The organism is Bradyrhizobium sp. SZCCHNRI3043, from assembly GCF_032377735.1.
Lineage (GTDB): Bacteria > Pseudomonadota > Alphaproteobacteria > Rhizobiales > Xanthobacteraceae > Bradyrhizobium.
The window spans coordinates 1-23,611 of sequence record NZ_JAUHID010000013.1; the positions used below are offsets into that span (position 1 = coordinate 1).

At 65.2% G+C, this 23,611-nt stretch carries 27 protein-coding genes; 11 read left to right on the forward strand and 16 right to left on the reverse strand.

Annotation, left to right across the window (positions count from 1 at the left end; genetic code table 11):
* Nucleotides 1–331 precede the first annotated feature (331 nt).
* Nucleotides 332–1,012, forward strand: coding sequence for a DUF429 domain-containing protein (locus QX124_RS22600; protein WP_315798323.1), 681 nt, complete (start codon nt 332–334; stop codon nt 1,010–1,012).
* 130 nt (nt 1,013–1,142) lie between these two features.
* Here QX124_RS22600 and QX124_RS22605 read toward each other — a convergent pair whose 3' ends face one another.
* A complete protein-coding gene (locus tag QX124_RS22605) occupies nt 1,143–1,661 on the reverse strand; it encodes a hypothetical protein (protein WP_315798324.1) in 519 nt (172 codons plus the stop codon).
* Nucleotides 1,662–2,279: 618 nt separating this feature from the next.
* On the opposite strand from QX124_RS22605, the gene QX124_RS22610 reads away from it, so the two are divergent.
* Nucleotides 2,280–2,453: a hypothetical protein gene (locus QX124_RS22610; protein ID WP_315798325.1), complete on the forward strand. Its 174-nt coding sequence runs from the start codon at nt 2,280–2,282 to the stop codon at nt 2,451–2,453.
* A gap of 391 nt (nt 2,454–2,844) precedes the next feature.
* Here QX124_RS22610 and QX124_RS22615 read toward each other — a convergent pair whose 3' ends face one another.
* The 4 genes from QX124_RS22615 to QX124_RS22630 form a co-directional block, all read right to left on the reverse strand.
* On the reverse strand, nt 2,845–3,141 hold the full coding sequence (locus QX124_RS22615; protein ID WP_315739925.1) for a hypothetical protein: 297 nt from the start codon (nt 3,139–3,141) through the stop codon (nt 2,845–2,847).
* Nucleotides 3,142–3,253: 112 nt separating this feature from the next.
* Nucleotides 3,254–3,805 carry a septation protein IspZ gene (locus QX124_RS22620; protein WP_315739924.1) on the reverse strand — a complete coding sequence of 184 codons (552 nt, stop codon included), beginning with the start codon at nt 3,803–3,805 and terminating at the stop codon, nt 3,254–3,256.
* A 25-nt stretch (nt 3,806–3,830) separates the two neighbouring features.
* Nucleotides 3,831–4,415, reverse strand: coding sequence for a hypothetical protein (locus tag QX124_RS22625; protein ID WP_315798326.1), 585 nt, complete (start codon nt 4,413–4,415; stop codon nt 3,831–3,833).
* A 116-nt stretch (nt 4,416–4,531) separates the two neighbouring features.
* Complete coding sequence (locus tag QX124_RS22630) at nt 4,532–5,959, reverse strand: carotenoid oxygenase family protein (RefSeq protein WP_315798327.1); 1,428 nt, start codon at nt 5,957–5,959, stop codon at nt 4,532–4,534.
* A 109-nt stretch (nt 5,960–6,068) separates the two neighbouring features.
* Between QX124_RS22630 and QX124_RS22635 the strand changes: the two genes are divergently transcribed.
* Both QX124_RS22635 and QX124_RS22640 read left to right on the forward strand, forming a co-directional pair.
* Nucleotides 6,069–6,803 carry a TetR/AcrR family transcriptional regulator gene (locus tag QX124_RS22635; protein ID WP_315798328.1) on the forward strand — a complete coding sequence of 245 codons (735 nt, stop codon included), beginning with the start codon at nt 6,069–6,071 and terminating at the stop codon, nt 6,801–6,803.
* Nucleotides 6,804–6,942: 139 nt separating this feature from the next.
* Complete coding sequence (locus tag QX124_RS22640) at nt 6,943–7,599, forward strand: SET domain-containing protein (protein ID WP_315756537.1); 657 nt, start codon at nt 6,943–6,945, stop codon at nt 7,597–7,599.
* A 26-nt stretch (nt 7,600–7,625) separates the two neighbouring features.
* Here the strand turns inward: QX124_RS22640 and QX124_RS22645 are convergent, their stop codons facing one another.
* From QX124_RS22645 to QX124_RS22655, 3 genes are all read right to left on the reverse strand, one after another.
* Complete coding sequence (locus tag QX124_RS22645) at nt 7,626–8,243, reverse strand: class I SAM-dependent methyltransferase (RefSeq protein WP_315739919.1); 618 nt, start codon at nt 8,241–8,243, stop codon at nt 7,626–7,628.
* 125 nt (nt 8,244–8,368) lie between these two features.
* Nucleotides 8,369–8,767: a hypothetical protein gene (locus QX124_RS22650; protein ID WP_315798329.1), complete on the reverse strand. Its 399-nt coding sequence runs from the start codon at nt 8,765–8,767 to the stop codon at nt 8,369–8,371.
* 33 nt (nt 8,768–8,800) lie between these two features.
* Nucleotides 8,801–9,025: a hypothetical protein gene (locus tag QX124_RS22655; RefSeq protein ID WP_315798330.1), complete on the reverse strand. Its 225-nt coding sequence runs from the start codon at nt 9,023–9,025 to the stop codon at nt 8,801–8,803.
* 100 nt (nt 9,026–9,125) lie between these two features.
* Here QX124_RS22655 and QX124_RS22660 point away from each other — a divergent pair, with 100 nt between their 5' ends.
* Together QX124_RS22660 and QX124_RS22665 are read left to right on the forward strand one after the other, a co-directional pair.
* Nucleotides 9,126–9,944 carry a helix-turn-helix transcriptional regulator gene (locus tag QX124_RS22660; RefSeq protein ID WP_315777520.1) on the forward strand — a complete coding sequence of 273 codons (819 nt, stop codon included), beginning with the start codon at nt 9,126–9,128 and terminating at the stop codon, nt 9,942–9,944.
* A 67-nt stretch (nt 9,945–10,011) separates the two neighbouring features.
* Nucleotides 10,012–10,677, forward strand: a complete 666-nt coding sequence (locus QX124_RS22665) for a DsbA family oxidoreductase (protein WP_315798331.1) — start codon at nt 10,012–10,014, stop codon at nt 10,675–10,677.
* Here QX124_RS22665 and QX124_RS22670 read toward each other — a convergent pair.
* The 3 genes from QX124_RS22670 to QX124_RS22680 all read right to left on the reverse strand — a co-directional run bounded on the left by QX124_RS22670 (nt 10,655) and on the right by QX124_RS22680 (nt 13,699).
* Entirely contained in the window at nt 10,655–11,890 is a 1,236-nt protein-coding gene (locus QX124_RS22670; protein ID WP_409997735.1) for a GNAT family N-acetyltransferase, read from the reverse strand. The genes QX124_RS22665 and QX124_RS22670 overlap by 23 nt on opposite strands.
* Nucleotides 11,891–12,029: 139 nt before the next feature.
* Nucleotides 12,030–13,076, reverse strand: coding sequence for an HD-GYP domain-containing protein (locus tag QX124_RS22675; protein ID WP_315798332.1), 1,047 nt, complete (start codon nt 13,074–13,076; stop codon nt 12,030–12,032).
* Between the two features lie 212 nt (nt 13,077–13,288).
* Nucleotides 13,289–13,699 (reverse strand): hypothetical protein, encoded by a 411-nt coding sequence (locus tag QX124_RS22680; RefSeq protein WP_315798333.1) that lies wholly within the window; start codon nt 13,697–13,699, stop codon nt 13,289–13,291.
* A gap of 218 nt (nt 13,700–13,917) precedes the next feature.
* Between QX124_RS22680 and QX124_RS22685 the strand changes: the two genes are divergently transcribed.
* Nucleotides 13,918–15,426 carry a caspase family protein gene (locus QX124_RS22685; protein ID WP_315798334.1) on the forward strand — a complete coding sequence of 503 codons (1,509 nt, stop codon included), beginning with the start codon at nt 13,918–13,920 and terminating at the stop codon, nt 15,424–15,426.
* 275 nt (nt 15,427–15,701) lie between these two features.
* Nucleotides 15,702–17,675, forward strand: a complete 1,974-nt coding sequence (locus tag QX124_RS22690) for a pyrroloquinoline quinone-dependent dehydrogenase (RefSeq protein ID WP_409997738.1) — start codon at nt 15,702–15,704, stop codon at nt 17,673–17,675.
* Between the two features lie 15 nt (nt 17,676–17,690).
* On the opposite strand, the gene QX124_RS22695 is transcribed toward QX124_RS22690, so the two are convergent.
* A complete protein-coding gene (locus QX124_RS22695; protein WP_315716061.1) occupies nt 17,691–17,942 on the reverse strand; it encodes a PilZ domain-containing protein in 252 nt (83 codons plus the stop codon).
* 163 nt (nt 17,943–18,105) lie between these two features.
* A complete protein-coding gene (locus QX124_RS22700; RefSeq protein WP_315798336.1) occupies nt 18,106–18,564 on the reverse strand; it encodes a PaaI family thioesterase in 459 nt (152 codons plus the stop codon).
* 260 nt (nt 18,565–18,824) lie between these two features.
* Here QX124_RS22700 and QX124_RS22705 point away from each other — a divergent pair, with 260 nt between their 5' ends.
* Together QX124_RS22705 and QX124_RS22710 are read left to right on the forward strand one after the other, a co-directional pair.
* Nucleotides 18,825–19,121: a hypothetical protein gene (locus QX124_RS22705; RefSeq protein WP_315739911.1), complete on the forward strand. Its 297-nt coding sequence runs from the start codon at nt 18,825–18,827 to the stop codon at nt 19,119–19,121.
* A gap of 121 nt (nt 19,122–19,242) precedes the next feature.
* Entirely contained in the window at nt 19,243–19,491 is a 249-nt protein-coding gene (locus QX124_RS22710; RefSeq protein ID WP_315798337.1) for a hypothetical protein, read from the forward strand.
* An 18-nt stretch (nt 19,492–19,509) separates the two neighbouring features.
* On the opposite strand, the gene QX124_RS22715 is transcribed toward QX124_RS22710, so the two are convergent.
* The 3 genes from QX124_RS22715 to QX124_RS22725 form a co-directional block, all read right to left on the reverse strand.
* Nucleotides 19,510–19,647, reverse strand: a complete 138-nt coding sequence (locus tag QX124_RS22715) for a hypothetical protein (protein ID WP_315739909.1) — start codon at nt 19,645–19,647, stop codon at nt 19,510–19,512.
* Between the two features lie 182 nt (nt 19,648–19,829).
* Nucleotides 19,830–20,069: a DUF6894 family protein gene (locus QX124_RS22720; protein WP_012045383.1), complete on the reverse strand. Its 240-nt coding sequence runs from the start codon at nt 20,067–20,069 to the stop codon at nt 19,830–19,832.
* Nucleotides 20,070–21,440: 1,371 nt separating this feature from the next.
* Nucleotides 21,441–21,734, reverse strand: coding sequence for a hypothetical protein (locus QX124_RS22725; protein WP_315777640.1), 294 nt, complete (start codon nt 21,732–21,734; stop codon nt 21,441–21,443).
* Nucleotides 21,735–22,296: 562 nt separating this feature from the next.
* On the opposite strand from QX124_RS22725, the gene recA reads away from it, so the two are divergent.
* On the forward strand, nt 22,297–23,385 hold the full coding sequence (gene recA, locus QX124_RS22730) for a recombinase RecA (RefSeq protein WP_315739908.1): 1,089 nt from the start codon (nt 22,297–22,299) through the stop codon (nt 23,383–23,385).
* The last annotated feature ends 226 nt before the right edge of the window (nt 23,386–23,611 follow it).

The window sequence follows — 23,611 nt, forward strand, 5'->3', positions numbered from 1 at the left end:
GAGACAACACAGCAGTGATCGAATAGTGTCAGGGATCAGCCCGGTCCAAAATGTCAGGGATCAACCCGGTCGGTCAGAGTCGCGCTCTATCTGATGGGCGAGGAAACGCAGCGAGATGCGACCTCGCTCTCTCGATAGTTTGGTGGTTGATGTGTATGCGCGCCCATAGCGTTCAGCGCCTGGAGACCCCCACCCCCGACCCCTCCCCGCAAGGGGGAGGGGAGCTCACTGCTGTTGTGGGGCCAGCTCGGCTCCGACTACCGTGGGGCTCAGCGTGCGTTCGTGGCAAGAGGAGCACGATGCTGAACGAAGCAACTGGTAGTCTGATGTAATGCACACCAACCGCATCATCGGTCTCGACGGCTTCTCCCGCGGCTGGGTCGCGGTGTCGATTGCAGGCGACCGGCGCGACATCGCCTTTCCCGCCGACGTTTCGACGGCACTATCGGCTCCTTTTACCCGCGCCGCGATCGACATCCCCATCGGCATGACCGACGACGGCAACAGAACCTGCGACAAGCTCGCGCGCGACAAACTCGCGCCTCATCGCTCGCGCGTGTTCACCGGCGCGCGGCGCTGGCTGTGGGAGAACTACAAGGACCCAGATGAGGCCAATATCGAGGCCTCACGGCGCGGGCAGAAGCGCGCCTCGCGCCAGCTCTGGCATCTCGGCCGCAAGATCATGGAGATTGACTCCTTCGTGCGCGCGCATCTCGATCGCGATATTCGCGAGGTGCATCCCGAGCTAGTGTTCCTGCGCCTCCACGGCGCGCCGTTGCCGTCGAAGAAGACGGAACATGGCGCCAGGCTGCGGCGCGACGTGTTAGTTTCTGCAGGCTTCGCCGCCATCGACGACTGGATGACCCGCGCCCGCATCGGCACCGGTGCCAAGCCCGACGACGTCCTCGACGCCTGCGCGGTCGCGCTGGGCGCTCGCGACTGCGCGGGCTGCGTACCGGAAGAAGCTGCGCCGCGCGACGCGCATGGCGTGCCGATGCAGATCTGGTTTTGAGGCGCGGCCCGGCCAAGTTTGTCCCACATCTGCTTCAGCGCGGAGGGCTGGCGTACATGGGGTAAGCGATCAACGGACGGGTTTCCGCTTATCCCTGCATAGGGCTAGGCCGTCGAGTTTCGAGATGCTGCTAGCGGAAATCGCGTGCGTTGAGCGGGTGCTTGTGGTTGGGCACCGGGCCGAATTCGCTGCGTGGTGCAAGAGGGAGCGTCTTTGTTGAGCACTGAACCATGTTCGTGCTGAGATTCAGGTCGCAGTCGTCATAATCCAACGTCACCCGCCGCTTGCAGCTGTTCTTCAGGCTGTACCAGTTGACCCCAGGAGCTTTCGGCCACGCCTTCTCTACCACGCACTGGCTTGGATCTGATTGTGGGGCCGAACTGACTGTCCGCGGCGGTCGAACTACGCTTGATGGTGGCTCGGCAACGGGATTGGTAATGGGAGTTGCTGCCGGATTCGGCTGCGTTCTGTCCACGCCGAGAATGTCAGCGGTCACATTCTTCGCTGCAGAGCCAAGATCCCGGGAACGAGCGTTTGCCGGTACCGCTCCGATGCGGACAGCGGTGGCGGCCCCGCCATTCGTGGACATGGACTTTCCGTCCGGCTCGAGCGTGTAGTTCCATGTCCCCGCGCTGTTCGTATAGGTCAATACGTTTCCCGAGCAGGTCCACGTACCCTGGACACAAGCCGGGTGTTCGCTGCACAATGCTCTGCCGTCAGGGAGTAGCGTACCTCTGTTGCCACTGCCTGAGTGTCGCCAGTCACCGATAAACTTGGCTGCGCAACTCGATTGCGGAGCGGCCTCTGCCGCGGCGGTACCGGAAAGTAGTACCGAAAGAAGTAAGAAATATCTCATTGTAGTTCCAATGAAGCAGGTTGGACTATGATTACCCAATTCCTAGCTCGAATGTGAGTTAGGTGATCCAATCAGATTCCGATCGCGACCGCAACGATGACCGCTTGAGCCATTGCGGCAGCCGTAGCGATGGATATAGGAAGTCCCCGCCTCACGGTTGATGGCTTCGATGCCTGCCAGGGGGCGAAATACAAACAAGTGCGCGCACTGTCCCGCTGGCCGGACCTCAATGAGGGGGGCGCGGCTTCCCTGACGGGCCATAGGCCAATGTTCGATCCGATTCCAAGGGGAAGGTTCTAAAAAAAATAAATCGCTTGTGATTTTTCCGAAATCGTGATTTTATCTCGCCATCCCGCCTCACTGCGGAGGGGCGTTGCGCGCGATCGTCACGACACGCGAGGCGGGGAGGCGATGGCCGCGATGGAGCCGCAGCGTGTCTTCGGATACGCGGACGAACGGCTTGGCGCGGACGCGAAGTCGCAGCGTCCTGACACCCCGAAGCTGGTGTCACGTTCGTGCGGTGCTGAGCGCATCGCGCGGATCATGGTGGCCAACAAGCCGGTGCACCAGGGAGACTGCGTATAAGCGTGAAGCCATCGCGCAGGGAAGGCCGGGCGTTTCCGGCTGCACCTGTGGTACCTGCCGCCTGCATTTTTTCTCGCAGGCGGGCCGCAGGCGTCAGCCGACGCCTGGCCTTCCCTGCGCCCTCTGCATTTTGAAGAGGGACATGTCGATGCATCCCTCGGGCGATGTTCGCTGCGAGGCTGCGTTCGCGTGTCCGGGCTGTTTGAGATGTGAAGCGGAACGAGCCGGACAAACGCTGCCGTAGGGTGGGCAAAGCGTCCGCCCGCGGGGCGGGGTGCGTGCCCACCGTCGATTGGCGCACTCCCGAGCTAATGGTGGGCACGGCGCGCGTGGGGCCGCCACGAAGCGGCGGCCGGCGTGGCGTGCCTTTGCCCACCCTTCAGAACGGTGATCAGGCCCGCGCGCCGGTGAACGGGAAGCTGCCCATGAAGCCGATGCCCATCTCGCCGGAGATGGTGTCGCCGGCGACCTTGCCCTTGAAGTCGAGCGTCAGCGGCATCGGGCTGGTGATGGAGACCTTCCAGGCGACGTCGTCGCCGTTGACGGTGCCGTCGAAGATCTCGGCGGAATCGCCCTCCGCGGCCTGGGTCCCTGTCAGCGTCGCGCCCGAGCTCTTCACGCTCAGCGTCGCGCTGCGCTCGCCCATCGGCGTATTCAAGGTCAGATTCCAGTTGCCGTCCACAGCCATCGATCGTTCTCCTGGCGTTGCCATCCCGCACCCCGAAGCACTGTTCGAGGAAGCCTCGGGGCGCCCCTATAGCGCATCTTTGCTGATAAGCCCAATACGGCGATCGGTTGCGTCACGCGCGCGCGGCCCGCAAGCGGTTGGCGACCACGAAGCGGAAGGCGACGAACTGCAGTGCAAAAGCCGCGACCTTGGCGCCGCCCGCGACCACGGTGATGTAGAGCACCCACAGCTTGATGTCGCCGGTCATGGCGACCGCGATGGTGCCGAGACCGAGCGCGAACATCAGCGCCGCCCAGGCGAAGCCGGCGACGTTGACGTATTCCGGAATGGTCTCCGCCACGATCGGCGGAACGTAGCGCAGCATCCAGCCGCGCTTGAGCATGATGAGGCCGATGGCGAAATGGCCGATCGCAGGCTTGGCGAACATGAAGCGCGGGTCGTTGGTCAGCAGCGTGACGCCGCCGAGCACGATGACGAGGCCGACGCTGGCATAGGCCATGAAGCTGAGGCTCACGCCCCTGACGCGGGCGTAGACCACCTGGACCACCGCGACGGCGACCGCGGCGGCCGTGGCCAGCACGACGTTATCGGTAGCGATATACAGGATGAAGAAGACCGCAGCCGACAGGAAGTCGGCCGTCAGTTTGGCAAACACGTCCTTCACGCACGTCTCCCTGGGGCACACCCCGTCACGAATCCTGGCCGGACATTGCGGCCGCAGTCGGTGCGGCGATGTCTTTCGTCTTACGATACTCAGGATACCAGCGCGTGAAATAAAGTGCACTGTTGCGTGCGGCAAAGGCGATGGCGAGGCCGGTCCAATAGGGCAGGCCGGGCACGTAGAGCGTCATCAGGTTGCCGACCATCATCAGCAGCGCCGACAGCGTCCAGGCGCCGGTGATGACGTAATTGGCGCGCAGAAAGCCGGGAATCGCCACGGTTTCCGGCGGGACCGCCTCGAGCGCATATTGCAGCGTGAACGGAGTGCGCAGCAGCATCGAGCCGAGCGACAGCGCGAAAATGCCGCAGTCGACCGCGAGGCGCACCGCCGAGGCGCTCAGCATCGGGTCGATGAGGCTGAGGTAGGCGGCTACGCTTGCGAACACGATCGCCGAGCCCAGGCCGAGGATCTTGATCGAACGTCCCTTGGCGACGTCGAGTGCAATCACGGCCAGGCACATCACCGTGGCTACGGCCAGGCTGAGCGGGGCCGAGACCACCATCATCAGCGCCGCGTAGACGCCGTAGGGCGCAAGGATAAGGAAGATCGTCATGGCGTTGGTCTGGTCAATCTTTACACTGCCAAGATTGATAGGGCGCGGATGGCACCGCGTCAAGCAAATCTTGACAGTGTCAAAATTTCGTGAGATCGCGAATTAATCCAGGCTGATCAATGGTTTGGATTTTCGCTGCCGACCCAATTGCCGTGGAAGCCATCGGGCACGCGGTGTCCGAGATGCACCAGGGCGACGGGACCGCCGCCGATATCGGTGGCGTTGAAGACGGCGAGGTCGCTGGTGTTGGAGCCGGCGCGCCAGACCACGGTCAGCAGCCAGCCGTCGCCCTCGGCGGCATCGAGGCTGCGCGGCACGAACACCGGCTCGGACAGGGTGTCGCCTGCGGGCAGCAGGTGGGTCGCCTGGCGCGTGCCGGCCCCGTCGACATGGGCGAGCCCGGACAATGCGCCGAACAGCGGCCCGTCCGGATTGGCGCAGGCGTACCAGCCGTGATGGCTCGAGAGCCCGGCGCGGCGGTCGTCGATGCGGGGGAATTCGCCGGTGAGGTCGTCGAGATAGGTTTGCGTGAAGCGGTCGGTGCTGCCGGCGAGGTCGAAGCTCCAGCGGCACAGCCGCGCGACCGACTTTGCCGGATCTGTCGGGCGCCCGTCGGGATGCGGAAACAGCGGCGCTTCCTCGAACTGCATGACGTCGGCGACGATGCGGCCGCCGTCCTCCCAGGCGTTCATGATGTGGAAGACGTAGCAGGCGTCACCGCGAAACCAGACGATGTCCTTGATGTCGCCGCTGCGCTTCATCACACCGACATAGGCGCCCTTGTCGGGCTCCCAGGCATAAGGCGGCTTGCCGGACATTGCGCGCTCGATGCTGCCGGTGAGCGGCAGGATTGGAAACAGCACGTGGTTGGCCGTGACGATGAAGTCGTGCACCATGCTGGCATAGGGCGCCTCGAAACGATCGATGCGCGTCAGTTTGCCGGCCGCATCGACCGTGCCGTAGGACAGCGCCGGCGTCAGCGGACCGGCGGCGTTGTAGCCGAAGAACAGCAATTCGCCGGTGACCGGATCGGTCTTCGGATGCGCGGTGAAGGCGCCGCGCAGGCGGCCGCCGAAATCGTGGTAGCCGCGGGTGGCGAGCGTGCCCGGCTCGATCTCGGTCGGCAGATGCGCCTCTTCGAGCGCGAGCAGGCGGCCGGCATGGGCGATGATGTTGGTGTTGGCGACGCCGCCATCGGTGACGTCGGCGGGCGCGTCCGCCAGCCGGCGGCCGAAGCCGCCGAACAGGGCGTGGCCGGCCTTGCGCTCGGCCTCGAATTTCGGCGTGCGGATCCAGCGGTTGCGATAGGACGCGCGGCCGTTCTCGAGATGGAAGGCGTGCAGCATGCCGTCGCCGACGAACCAGTGCGAGCCGGGCGAAGCGAATTGCGGGTTGGGGCCATTGCGATAGAGCGTGCCGTTCAGCTCACGCGGCAGCTCGCCGGTGATTGCGAGGAACGGCGCGTCGCATTCGAACGGGATCGGCGCGAGATTGCTGCGCTCCTTCCGAGTCTGCCGGGCGGTCGTCGGCGTAGCGTCGCTCATGGTCGTTCCTCCACTGTATCTTTACGTTGTAAAGATAAAGCTAGCGGGCGAACATGGCGGGGTCAAGCCAAATCTTTACGCTGTCAAAATTGATTGTATAAGGAGGCTCATGACGAGCAAGACTGAAAAGGTCCGGGCGCAGCCTCGACGCATCGCGACATCGGCGGCACGGGCGCGGGTGCGGCGGGCGGCCGGCACTGCGGGCGAGGCGGCGACGCCCTATCATCACGGCGCGCTGCGTGATGCGCTGCTGGAGGCGGCCGAGCGCGTGCTGGAGCGCGACGGGCTCGCCGGACTCACCCTGCGCGCAGTGGCGCGCGAGGCCGGCGTGTCGCATGCGGCGCCGACGCATCATTTCAAGGATCTCACCGGCCTCGTCAGCGAGCTCGCCGCGATCGGCTTCACGCGCTTCAACGCCGCGATGAAGGCGGCGGGCGAGCAGCCGGGCACGCCGATCGAGCGCGCGATGGCGCGGGCCCGCGCCTATGTCGCCTATGCGCAGGCCAATCCCGGCATGTACGGACTGATGTTCCGCACCGAGCGTCTCGACTATTCGCGGCCGTCGCTGCACGAGGCCGCGGAAGCCTCGTTTGCCGGACTCGCCGGATCGGTCGCCGCGCGCAGCGAAGGCCCGGTCGGCGACGAGGAATTGTCGCTCGATCAGTCCGCGGCGATCGCCCGCGCCTGGTCCCTGGTGCATGGCTACACGATGCTGCTGCTCGACGGCCGTCTCGCCGACATCCTGCGCCGCTCGCCGTCGGGCACGACGGCCGAATCGTTGCTGGAGGCGATGCTGAAGGCCACCGTGCCGAAGCTGCCGCCTGGCGCGCAAGTCGCGGGATGAGGACCAGGAATGCAAGAGAAAGCGGCTCGCGGCCCGCGCAAGCTGGGGACGGCTCGAAACGGCGGCCGGAAACACCTGACAGCGTCGCCAAATTATCCTAGAACGACGGCCTCGCGAGGTTCATCTCTTCTCATCGATCATGCCTGTCATCCCGCCGACCAAACCCTATCGCATCGGCCGCTCCAAGACGGGGCTCGGCCTGTTCGCAACCCAGCCGATCAAGAAGGGCACCAAGATCGTCCGATATTTCGGTCCGCTGCTGGATTCGAAGAAGGCGGACGAGGACGCGATCGAGAACAAATATCTGTTCGAGCTCGACAAGCGCTGGACCATCGACGGCTCGGTCCGTGAGAACGTCGCCCGCTACATCAATCATTCCTGCAAGCCGAACGCCGAGTCCGACGTCAAGCCGCGCAAGAAGAAGATCTTCATCCGGGCCATCAAGAACATCGAGCCCGGCGAGGAGATCAACTACGACTACGGCACCGACTACTTCAAAGCCTATCTGAAGCCGATCGGCTGCAAATGCGACGCCTGCGAGAAGAAGCGGGCGAAGCAGAAAGCCGAGGCGCGTGCCGAGCGGACGCGGGTGAAGGCGAAGGCCGAGAAGAAGGCGAAGAAAAAGGCCGAGAAGCCCGTCAAGGACAAGGCCAAGCAGCGGCCCAAGGCCAGAGCCAAATCGGGCGGCGAGGCTGCTCGCGGCAAGGCCAAGACCCGGCGCCCGGCTGCCGGCAATCGCGGTAAGACCAGATCCACCCCGGCGAAGACCCTGACCAGCCGCGCCAAGGCGGCCTGAGCCGATCAGCTCGTTTCCGGGATCTCTCAGGACGGCTTGCCGAAGGCCAGCGTCGTCCAGGTGACGCCGGCAACCCGGTTCTCCGCGCCGAGCGACTCGCCATGCCGGTTGAGCTGGAGCGTCAGCCCGAGCTGCCGCGCCGGCTCAACGATCGTCTCGGCCGCGATCTCGAACATCCGGCGGCCCGGCGGCACCGGACCATGCCGCAACGTCATGATCAGTATTCCGCCGGGAGCAATCCGCGCCGCGATGTTGGGAAGCGCGCGTCGCCGCTGCTCCTCATCGAGATGCATCAGGACGGCGGTCAGCATGACGAGGTCGAACTGCTCATCACGAGCGGCCAGTGTGGCGAGCTCCGGAAGGCTGTCGTCGATCCAGGTGATCGCAGGCGAGGCATGCAGCCGCATGGCGCCGACGCGCAGCGCATCGGTCGGCTCGACGGCAACCACCTGATGTCCGAGGCCTGCAAACCACGCGGCGTCGCGCCCCGTGCCCGCTCCAATGTCGAGCACGCGTGCGGGCGTATTCGGCAGCAGATGAAGCACGGCGGCATGAACCTGTTCCGACGGGATGCTCTCGTACCGCACGAAGAGACTGTCGGCTTCAGCGGCGTAGCCTTCCGTTCCTCTCACCTGCGGCTGCATCGCTGCGATCTCCTGTCGGTCGCCGATTATGCCGAAGGTGCATTCGCCGCGCATGCCCAATCTCGGTTGGGGCGGGAGCGCCGGCCCGCGCGAGCACGATGGCCGGCGCTCATCACCGATCGGCGTCACGCCGTTACGGTGCCGGAACTGCGGCGCAAGCCGATATATTGCAGCTCGGCGAAGACGCCGGTGCCCACCGCCTGGGCCGCGACGAAGATCTCGCCGAGCGCGTTCGGCGTGACGAGGCCCGAGAACAGGAGCGCGATGCTGCCGATCGTCCACGCCGCATTGCCGGCGATGACCAGAAGGATCAGCGGCCTTGGCGCCATTGGCCGCGCGCCCAGCCAGCCGACGAAGGCCGCGTAGACGATCAGGAACAGACCGGTCTCGCGCAGCAGCGCGTCGGGCAGTTGCAGCAGCGCCGCCAGCGGCGAGGCGCCGAATGTGAGCGCGAGCCCGGCAATGCCGCTGAAGGCGGCATCGGCGAGCAGGGCGCGGCGGAGCAGGGCGGACGAGGTGATCATGTCGGGTCTCCTTTGGTTTGGCGTGAGGGCGGTTCAGCGGAACCAGGCCAGGAGCTGACGGCGCAGGCGCGCCGGGCGCAGCGAGCGTGCTGCCCTTGTCTCGATGGCATAGACCTGCGCGAAGACGAGGCTGCCCGTGACGTGCAGCAGCGGCTCCGGCAGGTTGAGCGAGCGCGCCAGCAGCGATGTCGCGAGATCCGCCAGCCAGTGGCCAACTGCGGTGAAGGGAAAGGTCTCGGGATTGCGCTGCCTGCTCATCGTCATCTCCTGTGGTGAGGACGATGACCTGCGCCGGGAGGCATTTCGATTACCTGGCAGGTCATGGAGGCGCTGACGTCAGCGTGATAGGTCTTGGCCCATGAATGCACAGCTTGCTTCGGCGCGCGCCGACCGCGCCAGACCCGTTCATGTCGGTGAGCACCTGCGGCAATGGCGGCAGCGCCGGCATCTCAGCCAGCTCGATCTCGCGCTCGATGCCGAGATCTCGGCGCGCCATCTGAGCTTCGTGGAAACCGGCCGCGCCGCGCCGTCGCGCGACATGGTCCTCAAACTCGCGGAGCGACTGGACGTGCCCTTGCGCGAACGCAACGTTCTGCTGGTGGCGGCGGGCTACGCGCCCGCCTTCCAGCAGCGCCCGCTGGATGATCCGGCGCTCAAGCCCGCGCGCGAGGCGATGAATCTCGTGCTCAAGGCCCATGAGCCCAACCCTGCGCTCGCGATCGACCGGCACTGGAACCTGGTCGCGGCGAACCGGATGATCGCGCCGCTGCTGACAGGCGTCCCACCGCGGCTGCTTGCGCCGCCGCTCAACGTGCTGCGCGTGGCGCTGCATCCGGAGGGGCTCGCAGCGCGGACGGTGAACCTTGCCGAATGGTCCGGACATCTGCTCGAGCGGCTGCACCGGCAATGCGAGGCGACCGCGGATGCCGATTTGCTGAAGCTCTATGAGGAGCTGAAGTCCTATCCGTTCCCGGCGCGATCGGCGCCGCTCGCGGCCGACAGCGTCGCGATCCCGCTGCGGCTGCGGGTCGGGACCGACGTGCTGAGCTTCTTCTCGACGACGATGGTGTTCGGCACGCCGGTCGACATCACGTTGTCGGAGCTGGCGCTGGAGACCTTCTTTCCGGCCGATGAGCTCACGGCCATCAGGCTGAAGGAGATGGTTACCTCGCCGTGACCGCGCTTGTCTCGGCGATGCAGAGGCTTATCTTGCGCGGATCGCAAGCGAACCTGGAGCGAGGCGCATGAGCACCTTGAAGCCGCTGATCATTGATGTCGTCTCCGACGTCGTCTGTCCCTGGTGCTACATCGGCAAGAAGCGCATCGAGGACGCGCTGGAGCTCGTGCCGGACGTTCCGGTCGAGGTGAATTTCCGGCCGTTCTTCCTCAATCCCTGGGTGCCGCGCGAGGGCATCAGCCGCGAGCAGTACCTGACGACCAAGTTCGGATCGGTCGAGGCCTACAAGGGCATCGCGGGCCGCGTGGTGGCGGCCGCGGAGCAGGAGGGGCTGAGCTATCATCCCGATCGTGTTGCCCGTCAGCCCAACACGATCGATTGTCATCGCCTGATCCGCTGGGCGGGCGAGATCGGCAGGGCGCCCGAGATGAAGCAGCGGCTGATGGAATTGTATTTCCGCGACGGCGGCGATCTCACCGATATCGATGTGCTGGTGCAGGCCGCAGCGGATTGCGGGCTCGATGCCCAGGTGGTCCGCAAGATGCTGGCGACCGACGAGGATGTGGCGCTGGTCTCTGCCCAGGCGCAGGAGGCCGCGGAGAAGGGCATCTCCGGAGTTCCGACCTACGTCTTCGCGCAGAAATACGCCATCTCCGGCGCGCAGGATCCGCAGATGCTGGCCCGTGCCATCCGGCAGGTGTCGGCGGAGGTCAACGCCGAGGCGGCTGAGTAGTCGGCCGGCGCCTTCGGATAGCGCGGATCGCGTGTACGGCGCGACGTGCGATGGCCAGGCCTTCGCGTCGTGCCGTCAACGCGGCATGAATGAGCTCGACGATCGGATCGCGCGCGTAGAGCGGGATCAGCACGTCACCGATGGCGAGGCGCTCGCGCCAGATCGGGTTGATCATGGGATGGTCGGGACCGGCAGTGGAGTCGGCGGCGTTGATCTTCGGATCCGCGCAAAGGTGCCGTGTCAGGTCGAGCGTCAGCTGGACACCGGGCGAGTATTTCGCGAAGCGCTCGTCGACGCCGAGCTTGAAGAAGAAGGCGCGGTCCTGATGGCGCAACACGACGCCCGCGGCGACGGCGGTGTCGCCCGCCCGGAGGCTGATGATCTCGCAGGCCTCGTGCTGCGCAAGCGCCGGTGCCGCGCGTCGGATGAACGTCGCGTCGCCGTCGTGCTGGATCAGCGCAGTGCAGCGGCGTCCCTTCCAGCCGCTCGCCTCCAGGACCAGAAACGTCTCCAGCGCAGCGGAGACGTCGCCGGGAGAGCGCGCGACCTCGAAGCGAACCGCGCCATGCTCGGCCAGCCGATGACGCAGGCGGCGCAACTCCTTCAGCTTCTTGGCGCCGAGCGCGTCATGCAGCACTTGGTCGGCGTCCCCGGTCGCATCGAGAAAGGCTCTTTCATAGCAATGCAGCACGCGCGGGCGCAGGCCGCCGCGACGAAGGGCCGCGTCGAACGCCTGCATCACGGAGCCTGCCAGCGACATGTCGCGCAGCAGCACGGCGCGAGCGCCTGTTCGTCGCGCTTCGTCGAGCATCTGCGCCGCAGCCGGCTCCGCGCTCCCTGCGTCGAGCAGCGGCGTGCACAAAGTGCCGTAGGGATGGCCACTGGCGAGCGCGGGCAGTGGAAGCCTGCAGGCATGCCATAGGGAGGTCGTGGGCATCAGGCCGATGAGACGCGAGGGCTGATCGTCGTCCCATGCGCACAGCGCCGATGTTCCGGTGCGGCCGCGCGCCGTGGCGTTCACCGCGCGTTCCCAGCCGGGCAGGTAATAGCCGTTCGGCTCGCGCGCACGCTCCGCGAGATCCTGCCATGCTTGCGGTGAAACGGTCTCGAGCGGCACCAGGTGGGCGGCGCGCACGCGCGCGAGCGGATCGGCCTGGTGGTCCCTTGCCGTCGATGAAGCAGTCGCAATCGCGCGATCGATGATCTCGGCCACGTCCCGATGGTCCCCTCGCGGCGCGGACAACCCGCACCGCGCGGGCGACACTAGCGCAAAGCTGAGAAGAGACACTTGACGTTGGCAGACAATTCGAATCGATGCGTTAACGGCCGGTTCAGCCTATCGCCGGCTGCGATCAGCGGATCAGCGCCACCTCGCGGAAGGCGCCGATCAGGGGCTTCTCGAGCTTGCCCTCCATCTCCTGGAGGATCTCATAGGCCTTCTCGCGCGTCATCACCGGCTTGTAGCTGCGATATTCGATCAGCGCAGAGAAGATGTCGGAGATGGTGAGGATGCGTGTCAGATCTGGAATGTTGTCGGCCATCAGCCCATCGGGATAGCCGCTGCCGTCGAGAAATTCGTGATGGTGGCGCACCGCCTTGAGCACTTCGTCGGTGATCGCTACGTTGTCCTTCAGCGCTTCGTAGCCGGCCACCGGATGGGTTTCCACCAGCGTGCGTTCCTTGACGTCGAGCCGTCCCGGCTTGTCGAGAATGGTCAGCGGGATTTTGGCCTTGCCGATGTCGTGGAACATCGCGGCCATGTAGAGACGCTCCAGATCGGAACTGTGGACGCCGAGGCTCAAGCCGAAATCCACGGTGATGCCGGTCACGAGCAGGCAGTGTTGATAGGTGCCTTCGTGATGGCGGCGAACGGTGGCGAGCCAATCGGACAGACCGTTTTCTGCTATACAGTCGGCGATCCGCTTGCCCGCCCGCCGGGTCTCCTCGACGTCGATCGCTGCACCGCCCAGCACGGCTGCAAACATCGAGGCGATGCAGGACGCGCCGGCAAATGCGGCCTGTCGGTCGTCGACCGCGATGCTCTTGGCCGCAGAACCGGGGCGCACATCGAGCAGCTTTCCGAGCAACTGATTGCGGCTCGGCGTGCTCGACAGCACGCTCGTCGCGCCGAGCGCATAGGCCTGGACCGTCGACAGACGGGATTTGTTGTTGGTGAGGAAGATCCGCCGCGGAATACGCGAGAGCCGGTCGGAGATCTCCTTCAATGCGGTGATGTTGTCGACGCGGCGCAGATCGGCGGCCACGACGATCGCGTCGATGTCTCCGCCTTTGAAGTCGGCGTCACCGATCAGTTCAGATGTGAGCGAGCAGCGCTCGGCCAGCATGCCGCGAAGCAGAGCGAGCTTGGCTGTGTCATCGCCGACGAGGTGAACGTTCATGGAAAGCCGTGTCCAGGGTCATTCCGCGCTTTTGCGAACCGGATGTTCCGCAGGAATCGTTAAATTTGAGCCATTCGTTCGCTGTGCGGTTGCGGAATTGCGTTAGCTAAGAACTAACAATCCGCAGCCGATGCGGTAGCCCGTTCCAGCACGCCAACTGACGTGGCGAGTTCCAGTCGACGTGGCGGATCCAGATCGCCTTCGGGTCAAAATCACTTCGTCGGCAGGATGGCTTTGTAATCTTCAGAAACACAGTCGTCGGCGGACGCCGCGCGTCGCCGGTCGATGATCTCGTTGTGCCTGATCGTGAGCCGATAGGTCTGGCGCCGGAGCGTTGCGCCGCTCACCGAGATGATTCCGGCCCGCACGCAGGCGGTCCATGTATCGCCGGCATCGGTCTGTCGGGCGGATGTGGCCTCGAGATCGCGCGGCAGCGTCGTTGCGACGAAGATCATGTCGAGATTCTTGCGCACCAGAAGTGCGACATCCGGCGCGGCTTCGGGTTGCGGCGGCGCGGGCGCCTTGGCGCGCATGAAGGCCGGCAGGCGCGCATTGCTGTCGGCGGCGCAGCCGGCCAGAAGCAGGGCCGAGAGCAGCCCCACCTGTGACGCAATCCGCCGCATGTATCATCGCCCCCATTGCGGCGCGCACGCTAGCCAGCGATCGCGGCATTGCTACGGGGATCTCGTGCAGCAACGATGTCCGGCCGCGGGCGGATGCAGCAAGGGCGCGAACGGCGCCGGCCGTGCGGCATCGTGCTCACCGGATTGTGCCCGTCGGGATGAACCGGGTCACGAACCGGCCCGACCAACAGGCACGCCATGAGCAGATTGGAGGTCCCATGTTTCGGCACGCTCTCAGGGCTGCATTGCTCGCCGGCGGCCTGTTTGCCGGCCTCACTCCCGCATTGGCCGAAACCAGCAGGCTGGCGCTGGTGATCGGGCAGTCGGCCTATCGTTCGGTGACGCCGCTGCCGAATCCCGCCAACGACGCCAAGGTCATGGCGCAGATGCTGGGGGAGGCGGGGTTCGAGGTGACGACGGCCGCCGATCTGTCGCAGCGGGACCTCAACAGGGAGGTGGGCGACTTTGCCGCCAAGATCGCGGCCAAGGGACCCGACACGGTCGCGCTGGTGTTCTATGCCGGCCACGGCCTGCAGATCGATGGCGAGAACTATCTCGTGCCCGTCGACGTGGATCCGCGACGTGAAGCCGACATTCCGCTGCAGGCCGTGCGTCTCAACGATCTCCTGAACACGCTGAATTCTGTGCCGAGCCGGATGCGCATCCTGCTGCTCGATGCCTGCCGCAACAATCCGTTTCCTGCCATCAGTCAGAACGCGGGCCGCGGCCTTGCGCTGGTGGACACCAAGACCGGAGCACCGGGCACGTTCCTGTCCTACTCGACCTCGCCTGGCGCAGAAGCCGAGGATGGCACCGGCGCCAACAGCCCCTACACCACGGCGCTGCTGCAGGCGGCGCGGGAACCGGGCCTTCCGATCGAGCAGGCGTTCAAGCGCGTGCGCGTCGCGGTGAACAAGGTCACCGAGGGTCGGCAGACGCCGTGGGACTCCTCGTCCTTGACCGAGGATTTTCGCTTCGTGGTGTCGGCGGATGCGGGCGCTGCCAATGCCGGCCCGCGGCCGGTCGTCGCCAAGCGCAGCGTCGACGAATGGAAGCGCAACCTGCAGGGCATGCCGATCGAGGCCGCCAACGAAATCATCGTTGGCGACGGCAGCGTCGAGGCGTATGAGGCCTTCGTGGCGCTCTACACCGCGCCGCCCTATGGCCCGCAGGCGCGCGAATGGCTCGACCTCCACAACAGGATGACAGCCTGGAACGAGGCGGTGCTGATCAATACGGTGGCGTCCTATCAGGGCTTTCTCGACCGCTATCCGAACAGCGACCTGACCCCGACCGCGCGCAAGCTGATCGAGCGCTTGCGCAACCGGCCTGTGGTGACGCCGGTGGTGGCGGCCGCCAATGCGGCGATCCCGGCCGCCGCTCCGGCAACCCCGCCGGTCGTGCCGGCCGTTGCCGCGGCTGGTCCCACCTGTCCATGCTCGCAGACGCCTCCGCCAGCCCGGAAGTCCGAGACGCAGAAGCGGGTCGAAGAGAAGCCGGCCCGAAAGCGCGACGAGGATCCACCCAGGCGCGCCAGCCGCACACCCCGTCGCGACCCAGATGATGTCGTCGTCTATGCGCCGCCGCCTCCGCCGCGCGAGTATTATGGACCGCCGGTGCGCGTGGCGCCGCCGGTCAGTATCGGGATCGGCATCGGCGGTGGCTATGGCGGTGGTTATGGGCGGGCTCCGCAGAGCTATCCGACACGGCGTGGTTACGGCTACTGAAGCTCGCTGACCTCTCCGCATCGATGTGGCCGTCCGCAGGGGCGGCCACTGACGTTTGAGAGGTTCGTTCGGGTCATCCTCTCGGTTCCGCCATCCGTCATCGCCCACCACCACTCGTCCCGCGGATGCCGCCGCCCGTCCCATCCTGCTCGATCCGCCTGCGAAGGCTGCTTTCATGGCCCGGCTGCGTCGCCTCGGATGCAGTTTGCGGGAGGAAGAGGTCCATGTCATTGCGTCGAGCGGGTGTTTGCGCGGTCGTCATCTGGAGCCAACTGATGGTGGTGCCGGCCGTCTCCTGGCAGCACTGGGGCGGCGATGCCGGTGGGACGCGGTTCTCTCCACTGGCGCAGATCACGCCTTCCAATGTCGATCGGCTCGTGCCTGCCTGGGACTATCACACCGGGGATCTGCAGAGCCGGCCGCCCGCGGCCGCCTTGCGGACCAAGTTCGAGGCGACGCCGATCCTGGTCGAGGACAGCCTGGTGTTCTGCACGCCGTTCAACGAGGTGGTGGCGCTCGATCCCGGCACCGGCGTTCAGCGCTGGCGTTTCGATCCCAAGGTCGGCAACGGACGGCGCCCGGCCAATCGCTATGCCTGCCGCGGCGTTGCCTATTGGGTGGACGAGCGGGCGCCGGCCGGCGTGGCGTGCCGCAGCAGGTTGTTCATGGGCACGGTCGATGCCCGCCTGATCGCCCTCGATGCCCGGACAGGGCAGCCCTGCGCCGGCTTCGGAGCGGACGGTGAAGTGCGGATCGACATCGCCAAGGACCTGCTGTGGCCGGGCGAATTCCAGATCACCTCGGCGCCGGTGGCGAGCAGGGGTGTCGTGGTGGTCGGCTCATCGATCGGCGACAATGTGCGGGTCGATGCGCCCGAAGGCACGGTCCACGGCTTCGATGCGCGCACCGGCGAGCTGCGCTGGCGTTTCGATCCGCTGATCCATGACGGCATCGCGGCGAGACATGCGAACGTCTGGGCGCCGATGTCGGTCGACGAGGTGCGCGGCCTCGTGTTCCTTCCGACATCCTCGCCCAGTCCGGATTTCTTTGGCGGTGCGCGTCCGGGTGACAACAGGCACGCCGATTCCGTGGTCGCTCTGCGGATCGAGAGCGGCGCACTGGCCTGGTCGTTTCAGACCACGCATCACGACGTCTGGGACTACGATCTGCCGGCGCAGCCGACCCTGGCGCGGATCGAGACCGGGCAGGGTGCACGTGACGTCGTGATGCAGCCGACCAAGCAGGGTTTCGTGTTCGTGCTCGACCGCGACACCGGCGCGCCGATCTGGCCGGTGGAGGAGCGCGCGGTGCCGCAGGGCGCCGTCGAAGGTGAGGTTCTGTCGCCGACGCAGCCGTTCCCGACCCATGTGCCGCCGCTGCTGAATCAGCACTTCGAAATGGCAGAGGTCTTCAGGGCCGTGCCGCGCGTCGTCGATTCCTCCTGTGACGATCAGCTCGCGGCATTGCGCAATGATGGTCTCTACACGCCACCGACGACCCGGGGCGCGTTGCTGTTTCCAATGACCGGAGGCGGCGTGAACTGGGGCGGCGTGGCGTTCGATCCCGTGCACCAGATCCTCTACGCCAATATCAGCCGCGCCATCCACATCGTCAGGCTGATCCCGCGCGCCGAAGCTGACCGGATGACGCCGCCGCGCGGTGTCGATTTCGGATTGCAGCGCGGGTCACCGTTCGCGGTGACGCGGGTGGTCGCCATGTCCAAGCTCGGCCTGTTGTGCAACCGGCCGCCATGGGGCGAAATGGTCGCGGTCGATCTCAAGGCCGGCAGGATCCTGTGGCGCTCGACGGTCGGCACCACCGAAGATCGCGCGCCGCTCGGGCTGGCGTTCAAGTGGGGCACGCCGCTCGTCAACGGCGTCGTGGTCACGGGCGGCGGCCTCGTCTTCACCGGCGCGATGGACGCCTATCTGCGCGCCTTCGACGCTGTCTCAGGTCAGGAGCTCTGGCAGGGCCGGTTGCCGGCGCCGGGCGTCGCCAATCCGACGACCTATGAATGGAAGGGCGAGCAATTCGTGGTGATCGCAGCGGGCGGCCATTCGGAGGCGGGCACATCGCTCGGCGACAGCGTCGTGGCGTTTCGGCTGGCGCGCGATGGCGAAGGGCCCTCGCTGTGGTCACGGACGATTGATCGTCCGGGCGGACGGTTCGCCGCTGGCGTCCTGCTCGCGGTCGGGGTGCTGGTCGGTCTGTTGGTGACGTTGTGGCGATGGCGCCTGCGGCGGGTCTAGCCCGCCGCGCCGCTATCAGTCGAATGCCACGCCGATCCGCTTGTCGTGGCTCCAGACTGCGTGGCAGCGCCGCGTGAACTTGTCGGCCGGGATCACCAGCGTGAAGGCTTCGGGCAGACCGACCGGGCTGACCACCTCGACCCTGGCGCCAGTGTCGGACATGTTGCGGACCATGCAATCGACCGCGCCGCCGCCGTCGAATGCCAGCCTGCCCTGCTTCAGCACCCGATGCCTCGGTGCAATGCGCTTGTCACTCGTCTCGCTCATGGCCTGTAACCCGGTGCCGAATGGCGTCACCTTTCGCGTCAAAAGCACCTAAAATAAATCAGTCTCGCGTTTCGATCAGATGAATCCGGCCTGCGAAGCCCGGGCCGTCGCCTTCATGTTTCGTTAACCCCCCCGCCGGGCCGCGGATCAGAGAGGCCGCAGATCAGAGCATCGCGAAGGCGCTCGACACCATGGCCACCGGCTTGCCATCGCTGGCGCTGGTCAGTGTGACCCGCCCGAAGCTCATGGTGCGGCCCATCCGCACCACGCGCGCATCCGCCAGCACGTCAGCGGAGGCAACGGCGCGCATGAAATGCGTGGTCTGGTCGACAGTGGTCATCGGCCGGTAGCCGCCGCTCGCGGCGACCATCCCGATCACCATCGCGGTATCGGCAAAAGCCATCAGCGCCTGGCCGCAGACGACGCCATTGTCGCGGCAGAGCCGCGGCGAGAACGGCATGCGCAGGATGGCGCCGGCTTCGCCCTGCGGAGACGGCGCGATGTCCTCGACGATCAAGCCAAGATCCTTGATCCAGGGCGCGAACACGTCATCGAGGATGCGCCTCGCGTCGTCGGTGGTGAAGTTCAGGGTCTCGTTCGGCACGCGCGGAGGTCCTTCCATGATCGTATCATCGATTTGTCTTGGCATCGACTTGCCTCGCCGCGATCGGCGGAGCCGCCGGAATGTTGCCGCAGAGCGGCGGCTTGAAAAGGCCGGAGTTGGAAAACTATGATGAGGGCACACCGTGGCACAGACGGCAGGTGCGCGCAGACGATGCGGCCGTGAACATCCCGACCTGCGGTCCACCGTTCCGGCACAGTGCCGCGGGCTTGGCGCATGGCGAAGCGATGGTATAAGGCGCCTATACCGGGGAGTAACCAATGAAGAAGCTGATCGTGACGATGGCGGTCGCCGTGCTGGCCGGCTGGGCGGTTCCCGCAATGGCGCAGATGCCCAACATCAACCTTCTCGCCGACGGTCCCTCCAAGTCGCCCGAGGAGAAAGAGGCCGAAGCGGCGCGGGAGCAGGCCTACAAGGACACCATGCGCAAGATTCCGGACGCCAAGACGAGCGCCGATCCCTGGGGCAACGTCCGGGCGGCGGAGCAGCCCAAGGCGGCGCCTGCCATGAAGACCACCGCGGCCAAGAAGCCGAAGGCTGTCGGCAGCACCAACTGAGATTTATCGCGTTCGGGTCGGGCGGGCTCTGACCCTCCCGGGCCCGCTTGCCCGATTGCGGACTCGGATTCCTCGCTGCCCCGTCTATATTGACGGTGTGGCAGCGCGTTGGAGTTCGTCGATGGGGATGCGTCCTCGAGACATGGCCAGCCGGATGGCGGCCCGGCGCCAGAAGAAGAGCGCGGGCCCGGTTCGCGACGGCTACGTTCGTGACACGTTCACGCTGCCGCGCGAGCAAGCGCGCGCCAAGGCCCGCGATTATCTGACCCGCTATCCCAAGGCCGGCTACATGAGCGCCGTCGAAAGCTGGCGCGAGCTTCCCGATGGGGCCATCGAGTTCACGATGCGGCGGCTTCCCAGCGCCGATTGAATCATTCCGGCTGGCGCCTCATTCCTTCTCGCCGAGAAGCTTGCGCGTGTCGCGATTGATGAAATGAAGCCGCGTGCAGGCCTTGCAGACCACGGTTTCATAGGCGTACGCGGGATCGCCGGGCTTCGGCTCTTCCAGCCAATGCTGCACGTTCATCCCCGTTCGCGGACATTTGAAGATCAGATTACCCATACAAATTTAAATGTCTGCCAGGATGCAGACAGGCATTTTGATCTGGATCAAGCTCGGCTGGCGAAATGACGCGCAGTCACCTCGCCGGCCACAGGCTTCGGTTGTGGTTCTCGTCGGTGACGATCTACAAGAGGTGTGGCGAGCCGTCAGGCCTGATCCAGCGACTCGGCGACGATCCGGATGCGGAAGACCGGCTGCCGTGCCTCGTCGAGCAGCTCCATCTGCCATTCGGAGTTTTCGGCGAGCTTGCGCGAGATGCTGCTGGCCATGTCGGCACAGACGGTGGTCATCTCTTTCCAGGCTGCGTTGCGGTCGGCGCACTCGGTCCCATACTCGGACGCGCCTGAGAAGTGGCCGTTACGGATACGAAAGAAATAGAGCGGCATTGCCAAAACCGGTGAGCCCTGACCGCCCCAGGCCGCTGGGTTTGATGTACGCATCGCAAATGGAAGCGCAAAACCCCCTCGGATCAATTCCGGTAAAATACGGTCGGTCGCGCTGTCCGCTTGGTTGAGCTGATTGCCGTTGGGGATGTGCGGCGCAATCGGACGGATTGCGGGCCAACGAATGAGCCTCGGAGAATGAGCCTCGGACCGCCGCGGTCCGAGGCTCGGCGTCAACGTCGTAGCTTCCCAGCGAGGGCAGTTCGGCAATGACGTAGTTAGATTAGTGCGAAACTTGTAGGCGCGCCTTGCGTCAGATCAAGGTTGCCATCTCGATCAATCGCCGTGGGACGCGCGCCTAGCTGTGATCGAAGATCCGTTCCGGCACGACTGTCAGTCGGTAGGCGATCTGCGTCGCGCCGTCGACCATTTCCAAGAGTTCATCGCAAGCCGGACAACGCCTCTCTCCCGCGGCGCCTTGCTGCGAGTGAAGCTCGATCCTTTGAAGGCCGGCCCTGCAGGACGGGCACGTCACGTCATCTCTTGTCATCGCCAATATGAAGCGCAACGCAAGCGATCCGTTCCTCGACATCACGACAATGACGGGGGGATGCATCCCGAGCGGAGCTATCAACGTCGAAAGCCCCGGACGTCGTCCGGGGCTTTCTTTCGGCGCGGATGGTTTCAGGGCCGGGCGCCTACGGGTGACGGAGCCTGCAAATGTTGTAGCTGGCAGGCTGCAAGGGATCGGTCGACGGCACACACCACGGCGATACACCAAAGGCGATACACCACTGACAATGTGCGGCCACATCATCGCAACGAACAAACAAATCCGGGGCTGATCAAAAATTTGCTCAGACGTACGACAACCACGATTCTATAACGCAACCCAAAGTTTATGACAATGGTTTGTGGCTTGAAGATGTCGTGAGCGCCGCGTGCTGCGTGATGCGGATCACGCCGGCTTCCATTCGGCCCACTCATTCGCCCGGTCATAGGGGGCTGCGCGAACGGCCCTCGTGGCTCCCTCTGGCATGGCACGAGACAGCGTCCTGGGGTTCGCCGTTTCATCTGTCGCTCCGTCATATGGCGGCCGTCGAGCTGTTCGCGCGCCGGCCATTGCTTCGGTCGGGACGCTGGGTGCCATTCCGATCCAGATAGCCGCGGCAGATCCGCGGACGCTTCTGTTGCGGAACGTCATGGCCGGACACAGCTTGCGCGCGGCCGAGCATTGCATGCGCATCTGCATCGAAACGGTGCGCCTGCACGCACGATGAGCCGAACAAAAGCAGAAGAGGCGAGGGAACTTCGTTCCTGTCAGGAGAACCCCGGAATGTGCGATCTACGCACGCGTGTAGGAGTTTGGTAGTTTCAAGGGAAAGACCTGACGAGCACGATCGGTCCAACGATCGCGGCGTTGAAGTCGGCGAGGTCTTCGCTGGGAATCCAGTACTCGAGATGCTCGCGGCCGCCGGCCTCACGCACCTCGTAGTTGTCGATGAAGCCTCGCAGGATCGCGAAGCGCAGCACATGGCCGCGGCCGCTCGCCGGCACGTTCCAGTCCCGTGCGATCTTCACGGCATAGTCCTCGGTCAGCACCGGGTAGAAGATCGGCTGCTCCGGAAGGCGCGGCGGAAACGCACGCATGCCCGACGCCTCGATCAAGGCAAGCTCCTTTGGGCCGACGGGGCGCCACAACGTGAGGGTCTGTTCCTTGTTGGATCCGGTCATGCTGGTCCCGAAAATTGGAAGCGGTGTGCGATGCCCGCAGAGAAGGACCAGCAGGATGATAGGGCACGGCCGGGACGATACTAACAACTTATAATTGAGTCGACGTCTGCCGCAGGCGTGGGAAGCGAGGTTGGAGCGCTCGGACAGGCTGGTCATCATCCGCGCGATCGCCGGTCGGCGGCTGCGCCGCTCGCGCACATGGCTTCCGCCTCCAGCCGGATCAGGATCCTTTCGCGGTCGCCGTCATCCAGCACCCCGTACTTCGCTTCTGGGCGCGCTGATCGGGCAGCGCTCCCTCGCTGCTGCTCGGTGGACTGCGCGCCGGCCCTCGAGTGGCAGGCGTGTCCCCCGCGGTTGTCAGGGGGGCTGAGAGCGATGATTCTTGAGAAGAACATATTGCGAACAAAGAACGGATGGAGTACATTCACCTCAAGATTGCTGGCCGACCTCGTTAACCGTTTGTCCATCTCGCGAATCCCCGCCATAAGGAGCGCCAATGTCCGCCACCGCCCTGCGTATCGTCGAAGGTTCCTCAATGGATAAGAGTAAGGCGCTCTCTGCTGCGCTGTCCCAGATCGAACGTCAGTTCGGCAAGGGTTCGGTGATGAAGCTGGGCAAGAACGACCGTTCGATGGATGTCGAGACGGTGTCGACCGGCTCGCTCGGGCTCGACATCGCGTTGGGGATCGGCGGGCTGCCAAAAGGGCGGGTGGTCGAGATCTACGGGCCGGAATCATCGGGCAAGACCACCTTGGCGTTGCACACGGTGGCCGAGGCGCAGAAGAAGGGCGGCATCTGCGCCTTCATCGATGCCGAGCACGCGCTCGATCCGGTCTATGCGCGCAAGCTGGGCGTCAACATCGACGAGCTGCTGATCTCGCAGCCGGATACGGGTGAGCAGGCGCTGGAAATCTGCGACACGCTGGTGCGTTCGGGGGCGGTCGACGTGCTGGTCGTCGACTCCGTCGCGGCGCTGGTGCCCAAGGCCGAGCTCGAGGGTGAGATGGGCGAGTCGCTGCCCGGCCTGCAGGCCCGCCTGATGAGCCAGGCGCTGCGCAAGCTGACCGCTTCCATCAACAAATCCCACACCATGGTGATCTTCATCAACCAGATCCGCATGAAGATCGGTGTGATGTATGGCTCGCCGGAAACCACCACGGGCGGCAACGCGCTGAAGTTCTATGCCTCGGTGCGCCTCGACATCCGTCGCATCGGCGCGATCAAGGAGCGCGATGAGGTGATCGGCAACACCACCCGCGTCAAGGTGGTGAAGAACAAGCTGGCGCCGCCGTTCAAGCAGGTCGAGTTCGACATCATGTATGGCGAGGGCGTGTCCAAGATGGGCGAGATCCTCGATCTCGGCGTCAAGGCCGGCATCGTCGAGAAGTCCGGCGCCTGGTTCTCCTACGATAGCCAGCGTCTCGGGCAGGGACGCGAGAATTCGAAATCGTTCCTCAAGGCCAATCCGGACATGACTGCCAAGATCGAAGCCGCGATCCGCCAGAACTCCGGCCTGATCGCCGAGCAGATCCTGGCCGGCAATGCCGAGCGCGACGCCGACGGTGAGGAGCCGGCGGAAGAGTAGGGGTACGGCGGCGGCGGGCGCCGTGGACGTTGAGTTGCCGACGTTCCAGCGCCCGTTTGCAGATGTGTGGTGCTCTGCCGAAATCTGCGGCTGCTGCATTCCCGAATGCAGCGAGTGGGCGTTTCTGAGCGCCGGATACGATCTTCAACGCGAATAACTGAAAGCGCGTGCGCGGACGAGCGGACCGGATCCGCGCGGCGGCACCGGGATTTCCGACGCCGATCCT

Excerpts from the sequence above, each read along its gene's own strand:
- QX124_RS22600 (WP_315798323.1), top strand. The coding sequence starts at position 332 with ATGCACACCAACCGCATCATCGGTCTCGACGGCTTCTCCCGCGGCTGG.
- QX124_RS22610 (WP_315798325.1), top strand. The coding sequence starts at position 2,280 with ATGGCCGCGATGGAGCCGCAGCGTGTCTTCGGATACGCGGACGAACGG.
- QX124_RS22615 (WP_315739925.1), bottom strand. The coding sequence starts at position 3,141 with ATGGCTGTGGACGGCAACTGGAATCTGACCTTGAATACGCCGATGGGC.
- QX124_RS22625 (WP_315798326.1), bottom strand. The coding sequence starts at position 4,415 with ATGACGATCTTCCTTATCCTTGCGCCCTACGGCGTCTACGCGGCGCTG.
- QX124_RS22630 (WP_315798327.1), bottom strand. The coding sequence starts at position 5,959 with ATGAGCGACGCTACGCCGACGACCGCCCGGCAGACTCGGAAGGAGCGC.
- QX124_RS22635 (WP_315798328.1), top strand. The coding sequence starts at position 6,069 with ATGACGAGCAAGACTGAAAAGGTCCGGGCGCAGCCTCGACGCATCGCG.
- QX124_RS22640 (WP_315756537.1), top strand. The coding sequence starts at position 6,943 with ATGCCTGTCATCCCGCCGACCAAACCCTATCGCATCGGCCGCTCCAAG.
- QX124_RS22645 (WP_315739919.1), bottom strand. The coding sequence starts at position 8,243 with ATGCAGCCGCAGGTGAGAGGAACGGAAGGCTACGCCGCTGAAGCCGAC.
- QX124_RS22650 (WP_315798329.1), bottom strand. The coding sequence starts at position 8,767 with ATGATCACCTCGTCCGCCCTGCTCCGCCGCGCCCTGCTCGCCGATGCC.
- QX124_RS22655 (WP_315798330.1), bottom strand. The coding sequence starts at position 9,025 with ATGAGCAGGCAGCGCAATCCCGAGACCTTTCCCTTCACCGCAGTTGGC.
- QX124_RS22660 (WP_315777520.1), top strand. The coding sequence starts at position 9,126 with ATGAATGCACAGCTTGCTTCGGCGCGCGCCGACCGCGCCAGACCCGTT.
- QX124_RS22665 (WP_315798331.1), top strand. The coding sequence starts at position 10,012 with ATGAGCACCTTGAAGCCGCTGATCATTGATGTCGTCTCCGACGTCGTC.
- QX124_RS22675 (WP_315798332.1), bottom strand. The coding sequence starts at position 13,076 with ATGAACGTTCACCTCGTCGGCGATGACACAGCCAAGCTCGCTCTGCTT.
- QX124_RS22680 (WP_315798333.1), bottom strand. The coding sequence starts at position 13,699 with ATGCGGCGGATTGCGTCACAGGTGGGGCTGCTCTCGGCCCTGCTTCTG.
- QX124_RS22685 (WP_315798334.1), top strand. The coding sequence starts at position 13,918 with ATGTTTCGGCACGCTCTCAGGGCTGCATTGCTCGCCGGCGGCCTGTTT.
- QX124_RS22690 (WP_409997738.1), top strand. The coding sequence starts at position 15,702 with ATGGTGGTGCCGGCCGTCTCCTGGCAGCACTGGGGCGGCGATGCCGGT.
- QX124_RS22695 (WP_315716061.1), bottom strand. The coding sequence starts at position 17,942 with ATGAGCGAGACGAGTGACAAGCGCATTGCACCGAGGCATCGGGTGCTG.
- QX124_RS22700 (WP_315798336.1), bottom strand. The coding sequence starts at position 18,564 with ATGGAAGGACCTCCGCGCGTGCCGAACGAGACCCTGAACTTCACCACC.
- QX124_RS22705 (WP_315739911.1), top strand. The coding sequence starts at position 18,825 with ATGAAGAAGCTGATCGTGACGATGGCGGTCGCCGTGCTGGCCGGCTGG.
- QX124_RS22710 (WP_315798337.1), top strand. The coding sequence starts at position 19,243 with ATGGGGATGCGTCCTCGAGACATGGCCAGCCGGATGGCGGCCCGGCGC.
- QX124_RS22715 (WP_315739909.1), bottom strand. The coding sequence starts at position 19,647 with ATGAACGTGCAGCATTGGCTGGAAGAGCCGAAGCCCGGCGATCCCGCG.
- QX124_RS22720 (WP_012045383.1), bottom strand. The coding sequence starts at position 20,069 with ATGCCGCTCTATTTCTTTCGTATCCGTAACGGCCACTTCTCAGGCGCG.
- recA (WP_315739908.1), top strand. The coding sequence starts at position 22,297 with ATGTCCGCCACCGCCCTGCGTATCGTCGAAGGTTCCTCAATGGATAAG.